4 protein-coding genes are annotated in these 6,316 nt (G+C 71.8%); 3 read left to right on the forward strand and 1 reads right to left on the reverse strand.

The window, feature by feature from the left end; genetic code table 11:
• Positions 1 to 821: S-adenosylmethionine:tRNA ribosyltransferase-isomerase (locus tag GTW67_RS07190; RefSeq protein ID WP_161163965.1), on the forward strand; the 821-nt coding region annotated here is incomplete at its 5' end.
• A 350-nt stretch (positions 822 to 1,171) separates the two neighbouring features.
• Complete coding sequence (locus tag GTW67_RS07195) at positions 1,172 to 1,930, forward strand: transglycosylase SLT domain-containing protein (RefSeq protein ID WP_161163966.1); 759 nt, start codon at positions 1,172 to 1,174, stop codon at positions 1,928 to 1,930.
• A 94-nt stretch (positions 1,931 to 2,024) separates the two neighbouring features.
• Here the strand turns inward: GTW67_RS07195 and GTW67_RS07200 are convergent, their stop codons facing one another.
• Positions 2,025 to 4,676, reverse strand: coding sequence for an ABC transporter ATP-binding protein/permease (locus GTW67_RS07200; RefSeq protein WP_346010586.1), 2,652 nt, complete (start codon positions 4,674 to 4,676; stop codon positions 2,025 to 2,027).
• 241 nt (positions 4,677 to 4,917) lie between these two features.
• Between GTW67_RS07200 and GTW67_RS07205 the strand changes: the two genes are divergently transcribed.
• Positions 4,918 to 6,316: streptophobe family protein (locus GTW67_RS07205; protein WP_161163968.1), on the forward strand; the 1,399-nt coding region annotated here is incomplete at its 3' end.

The raw sequence follows: 6,316 nt of genomic DNA on the forward strand, positions 1-6,316 counted from the left end.
GGGACGCGCGCGTGGTGGTGCACTTCTCCACGCGCGGGGACGACGGCCGCTGGGCGGTGGAGCTGCGGGAGCCGGACGGGCGGGGCACCACGCGCGCGCGTGCGGGAAGGAGGGGTGAGGAGGTGCGGCTGCCGGGCGGCGGGTGGCTGGTGCTGGAGGAGCCGCTGAGTGCCCGCGGGGAGCGGCTGTGGTGGGCGCGGGCGGCCGGGGCGGAGGTGCCGGCGGTGCTGCGGGAGCACGGGCGGCCCATTCGCTACTCCTACACGGAGCGGGACCAGCCGTTGTCCGTGTACCAGACCGTGTTCGCGCTGCCGTCGCCCGACGGGACGGGGAGTGCGGAGATGCCGAGTGCCGCGCGTCCCTTCACGGCGCGGCTGGTGGCGGAGCTGGTGAGCCGGGGGGTGCAGTTCGCGCCGGTGACGCTGCACACGGGGGTGGCGTCGGCGGAGGCGCACGAGCCGCCGTATCCGGAGCGGTTCCGCGTGCCGGAGGCCTCGGCGCGGCTGATCAACGCGGCGCGGGCGGGCGGCGGGCGGGTCGTGGCCGTGGGGACGACGGCCGTGCGTGCGGTGGAGTCGGCGGCCGGCGGCGACGGGGTCGTACGGGCCCGGGAGGGGTGGACCGGTCTGGTCGTCACTCCGGAGCGCGGGGTGCGGGTGGTGGACGGGCTGCTGACGGGGCTGCACGAGCCGGAGGCGTCGCATCTGCTGATGCTGGAGGCGGTGGCGGGACGTGCGGCGATCGACCGCGGGTACGAGGAGGCGGTGCGCGGGCGCTACCTGTGGCACGAGTTCGGGGACGTGCATCTCCTCCTGCGGTAGGAGAGCCTCCGAAAGCCGCTCACAGAACGCATTGCTCAAGCAACCCGCAGTGAGATGGCATGGCCTCCGGTGTGAGCCCCCGCATAGGGTGCACGTCACGTACGAAGGGGAGTAGGAGAACGACTCGTCCGTTTTGACCGGGGCAGACAGTCCTGTCTGCCCCTTTTTGCCGGACCCTGATCCACTACCCGGCTTCGTACGTCACACCTTTGCCTTCGGATTTTGCGGCCGCTAAGAATTGCTCTCGTCGCTCAGCGCCGTGGGTTCCTCCGAGGCGCTTGTGCAAGAAGCACCCCTGTCCCCACCGGACGAGAGCGACCTCCGCGCTATTCGAAGAGGTCTATCCCGCCATGCCCAAGAACATCCTCACCCGTGGTTATCGCCGTTCCCTCGACCGCGCCCAGCAGCTGAACCGGGCCCAGAAGGTCGCGTTCGCCGGTGTCGGCACGCTCGGCGTCACCGCCGTGGCCCTCGCCGCCTTCCCGGCCGGCGCGCAGACGACGACCACGAGCGAGGCCGCTCCGGCGGCCAAGGTGGCGTACAGCAGCCAGCAGCAGATCAAGGACGTGCACGCCGGCGTCGCCGACCAGCTCGCCGGTGCGAGCCAGAAGGTCGCCGCGATCGAGGCGCAGAAGGAGGCGGCCGCGAAGCAGGCCGCCGCGCAGAAGAAGGCGGCCGCCGAGAAGGCCGCCGCTGCCAAGAAGGCCGCCGCCAAGCGTGAGGCGAAGGAGACCGCGAGCCGGTCCGCCAAGCGCGCCGAGGTCAAGAAGGCCTCCGTCAAGAGCTACCCGAACAACCTCGACGGCTGGATCCGCGAGGCCCGGGCCATCCTGGCCAAGCACGACATCCCGGGCACCTACAGCGGTATCCACCGCAACATCATCCGGGAGTCCTCCGGCAACCCGAAGGCCATCAACGACTGGGACATCAACGCCATCAACGGCATCCCGTCGAAGGGCCTGCTCCAGGTCATCCCGCCGACCTTCAAGGCGTACCACGTCGCGGGTACGTCCTGGGACATCTACGACCCGGTGGCCAACATCGCCGCCGCCTGCAACTACGCCGCGGACAAGTACGGCTCCATGGACAACGTCAACAGCGCGTACTGAGGTCGGCGCGGACCTCTTCACGCCGACGTTCGCCGAACGCCGAAGGGCGGCACCCTCCTGACGGGGTGCCGCCCTTCGGGGCGTACTGCCGGGCCTACTTGCGCATGACCTCGGGCTCGTGGCGGCGCAGGAAGCGGGCCACGAAGAAGCCGCAGATCACGCCGAGGACGATCAGCGCGGCCATGTCCATGCCCCAGGCGCCGGCGGAGTGCTCCCACAGCGGGTCCGTCCCGGCGCCCTCCTCGGGCGGGCTGATCCTGTTGAAGTCCAGTGTGGCGCCCGCGGCGGCGACCGCCCAGCGGGACGGCATCAGGTACGAGAACTGGTTGACGCCGACCGCGCCGTTCAGCGCGAAGAGGCAGCCGGTGAAGACGACCTGGATGATCGCGAACATGACCAGCAGCGGCATGGTCTTCTCGGCGGTCTTCACCAGCGACGAGATGATCAGGCCGAACATCATCGAGGTGAAGCCCAGCGCCATGATCGGCAGGGAGAGCTCGATCATGGTGGCGCTGCCGAGGATCAGGCCCTCCTGCGGGATCTCCCGGCTGGCGAAGCCGATCACGCCGACCAGCAGGCCCTGGAAGACGGTGATCATGCCGAGCACGAACACCTTCGACATCAGGTACGCGGACCGCGACAGGCCGGTCGCGCGCTCCCGCTCGTAGATGACCCGTTCCTTGATCAGCTCACGGACGGAGTTCGCGGCGCCGGCGAAGCAGGCGCCGACCGCGAGGATCAGCAGGACCGTGGTGGCGGTGCCGTTCGGGATGATACGGCCGGTCTTCGGGTTGGCCGGGTTGGGCAGCAGGCCCTTGTCCGCGTCGATGAGCAGGCTCACCGCGCCGAGCACGGCCGGCAGGATCACCATCAGGGCGAGGAAGCCCTTGTCGGAGGCGATCACCGAGATGTAGCGGCGCACCAGCGTGACGAACTGCGACATCCAGCCCTGCGGCTTCGGCGGCTTCATCGCCTGCATCGGCGGGACCTGTACGGCCTGCGGGGCGACGGCGTCGATGTCCGCGGCGTACATCTGGTAGTGCTGCGAGCCCTTCCAGCGGCCCGCCCAGTCGTAGTCGCGGTAGTTCTCGAAGGCGGAGAAGACGTCGGCCCAGGTGTCGTAGCCGAAGAAGTTCAGCGCCTCCTCGGGCGGGCCGAAGTAGGCGACCGAGCCGCCCGGCGCCATCACCAGCAGCTTGTCGCAGATCGCCAGCTCGGCCACCGAGTGGGTGACGACGAGGACCGTGCGGCCGTCGTCGGCGAGCCCGCGCAGCAGCTGCATGACGTCGCGGTCCATGCCCGGGTCGAGGCCGGAGGTCGGCTCGTCCAGGAAGATCAGCGACGGCTTGGTCAGCAGCTCCAGGGCGACGGAGACGCGCTTGCGCTGGCCGCCGGACAGGGAGGTGACCTTCTTGTCCTTGTGGATGTCGAGCTTGAGCTCGCGCAGCACCTCGTCGATGCGGGCGTCGCGCTCCGCGCCGGTGGTGTCGGCCGGGAAGCGCAGCTTGGCCGCGTACTTCAGGGCCTTCTTGACGGTCAGCTCCTTGTGCAGGATGTCGTCCTGCGGGACCAGACCGATGCGCTGGCGCAGCTCGGCGAACTGCTTGTAGAGGTCACGGTTGTCGTAGAGGACCTCGCCCTGGTCGGCGGGCCGGTAGCCGGTGAGCGCCTTGAGCAGGGTCGACTTGCCGGAGCCGGACGGGCCGATGACCGCGATCAGCGACTTCTCGGGGACGCCGAAGGAGACGTCCTTGAGGATCTGCTTGCCGCCGTCGACGGTGACGGTCAGGTGCCGGGCGGAGAAGGACACCTCGCCGGTGTCGACGAACTCCTCCAGCCGGTCCCCGACGATCCGGAACGTCGAGTGGCCGACGCCGACGATGTCGGTCGGGCCGAGCAGCTGGGAGCCGCCCTTGGCGATCGGCTGGCCGTTGACGTACGTGCCGTTGTGCGAACCGAGGTCGCGGATCTCCATGCGGCCGTCGGGCGTCGCGTGGAACTCGGCGTGGTTGCGGGAGACCTGGAGGTCGGAGACGACCAGGTCGTTCTCCAGGGCACGGCCGATGCGCATGACGCGGCCGAGCGAGAACTGGTGGAACGTGGTCGGGCTGCGGTCCCCGTAGACCGGCGGCGCCCCCGCCGCGCCGCCGGGTCCGTGCTGTTGGGGGAAGTGCGCCGCGGACTGCTGCGGCTGCGGTGCGGGCTGCTGCGGTACGGCCTGCTGCGGCTGCGGCTGCTGCCAGCCGGCCTGCTGGCCGTGCGGCTGTCCCTGCTGGTGCTGTCCCTGCTGCGGCTGTCCCTGCTGGTGCGGGCTCTGCTGGTGCGGGGCCTGCTGGTGCGGGGTCTGCTGCGGTGGCTCCTGCGCCGGTGCCTGCTGCGCCCAGCCCGCGTTCGCGCCCTGCGCGGCGTACGGCTGCTGCTGCGGCTGGGCCTGCGGCGTGCCGGCGGCGGACTGCCCGGCGGTCAGGCTCAGGCGCGGTCCGTCGGTCGCGTTGCCCAGGTTCACGACCGTGCCGGCGCCCAGCTCCATGTGCTGGATCCGCTGCCCCTGCACGAACGTGCCGTTGGTGCTGCCGTGATCCTCCACGACCCAACCGCGGCCGTTGAAGCTGATCGTGGCGTGTCGCCAGGACACCCTGGCGTCGTCGAAGACGAGCTCCCCCTGCGGATCGCGCCCGAGCGCGTAAGACCGGGACGGATCGAGCGTCCAGGTCCGTCCATTAGATTCCAGTACGAGTTCCGGCACTCCATGCCCCACTGAGTTGTCCCCCGAATTGCCCCCGTCGCGGGGAGTCTAGGGATGTCGAACATCGGGGGGAACTATTCCAGGCCCGGCCCCCTGACCGAAAGTCGGGCCTTGTGAAAACCGCGCACAGGCCCACCGGCCGTTTCCGTTGACGGGGTTGAAACCTGCCCGGAGAGTGGTAATCCACGCGAGGGGGACATTGCGCGGCAACCCCGCCGCGCCGCGGATCGGGGGGTCTGCCATGAGCGCGTCCACGAGCGTCGGGAACGAGGGTCACGGGACCAGGGTGCCGTGGGCGGACGTGGTCCTGTCCGCGATCGCCTCCGTGAGCTGGGCGTTGATAGGCATGGCGGGGACGGCGGCGCTCGGTCTGCGGCTGCTGGACGCCGACGCGGCGGGCTCGCTGGGCCCGATGACGGCGGCGGTCGTGGCCCTCGGCGCGGGCGGTTCGGTCACGCCGTCCGGCGTTGTGTCCGCGTTCGGGCTGAAAGGTGCCGAGGCGCATACGGCCATCGAGATCACGCCACTGGGGGTGGGGCTCGTCGGCGCGGTGCTGCTGTCGTTCTTCTTCCTGCGTTCCCTGCGAGCGGCGGGAGTTGTGGTCGCGCCCGCCGAACTCCTCGCCCGCGCGGGCACGGTGACGGCCCTGTTCGTGGCGATGCTGGGCGGGCTTGCCTGGGCGGGGCACGACGTCGTGACGATCGACGGCGGCTCGCTCGGGCTCGACGACCTGCCGGGCGGTGGGGGCGGCGGCGTGGAGGTCCCGGGGCTCGGTGATCTCGGGGACCTCGGCGGGCTGCTGCCCGACCGGATCGGTGACCTGGTCGGTGCCGAGGCCGCGGTCGGCTTCCGTGTCGAGACCGGGGCGACGCTGCTGGGGGGACTGGTCTGGTGCGTCGGGGTGCTGCTGATCGCGCTGCTGGCGTCACGCCGGACGCCGCTGCCGCGCGGGTGCGGGGCCGTGCACCGGGTGGTGCGGCCGGCCGTGTCCTCGCTGGTCACGGTGGCGCTGACCGCGGTGGCCGCGGGGTACGCGGCGGCGGCGTACGCGGCGACCGGCGACGACCATCCGCGCCGGATCGCGGGGGCCGCGCTGCTGGGCGCGCCGAACGGGGTCTGGCTGGGCGTGCCGGTCGGCCTGTTCGTGCCGTGGGACGGGCGGGCGACGGGGGCGCTGACCCGGTTCCTGCCGGATCCGCTGGACGAGCTGCTGGGCGGCGGCGCCGACGAGCCGGTCACGCTGGGGCGGCTGGCGGAGCTGGACGGGCGGGTCTGGCTGCTGGGCGTGGCCGCGGCGGCGCTGATGCTGCTGGCGGGGGTGCTGACGGCGGCGCGGACGCCGGTGACGCGCGGCCCCGGTTTCGCCGGGCGGTGTGCGCTACGGCTCGGGCTCGCCACGGCGCTGACGCTGCCGCTGGCGGTCCTGCTGACGGAGGTGTCCGTGGACGCCTCGCTGTCGGTACTCGGCATCGACGCGTTCGGTGCGGGCATCGCCCTGCGCGGCCACCTCGGCCCGGCGCTGCTCCTGGGCACCGCGTGGGGCGCGGGCGCGGGGGCAGCGGGCGCCCTGCTGACACGGGCGACGGGAGCGGCGGGGAGGTGGGCGGCACCGGCGGCACGGGGTGCCGTGGGGGTGGGGG

The sequence above is a fragment of the Streptomyces sp. SID5910 genome, assembly GCF_009862125.1.
GTDB lineage: Bacteria > Actinomycetota > Actinomycetes > Streptomycetales > Streptomycetaceae > Streptomyces.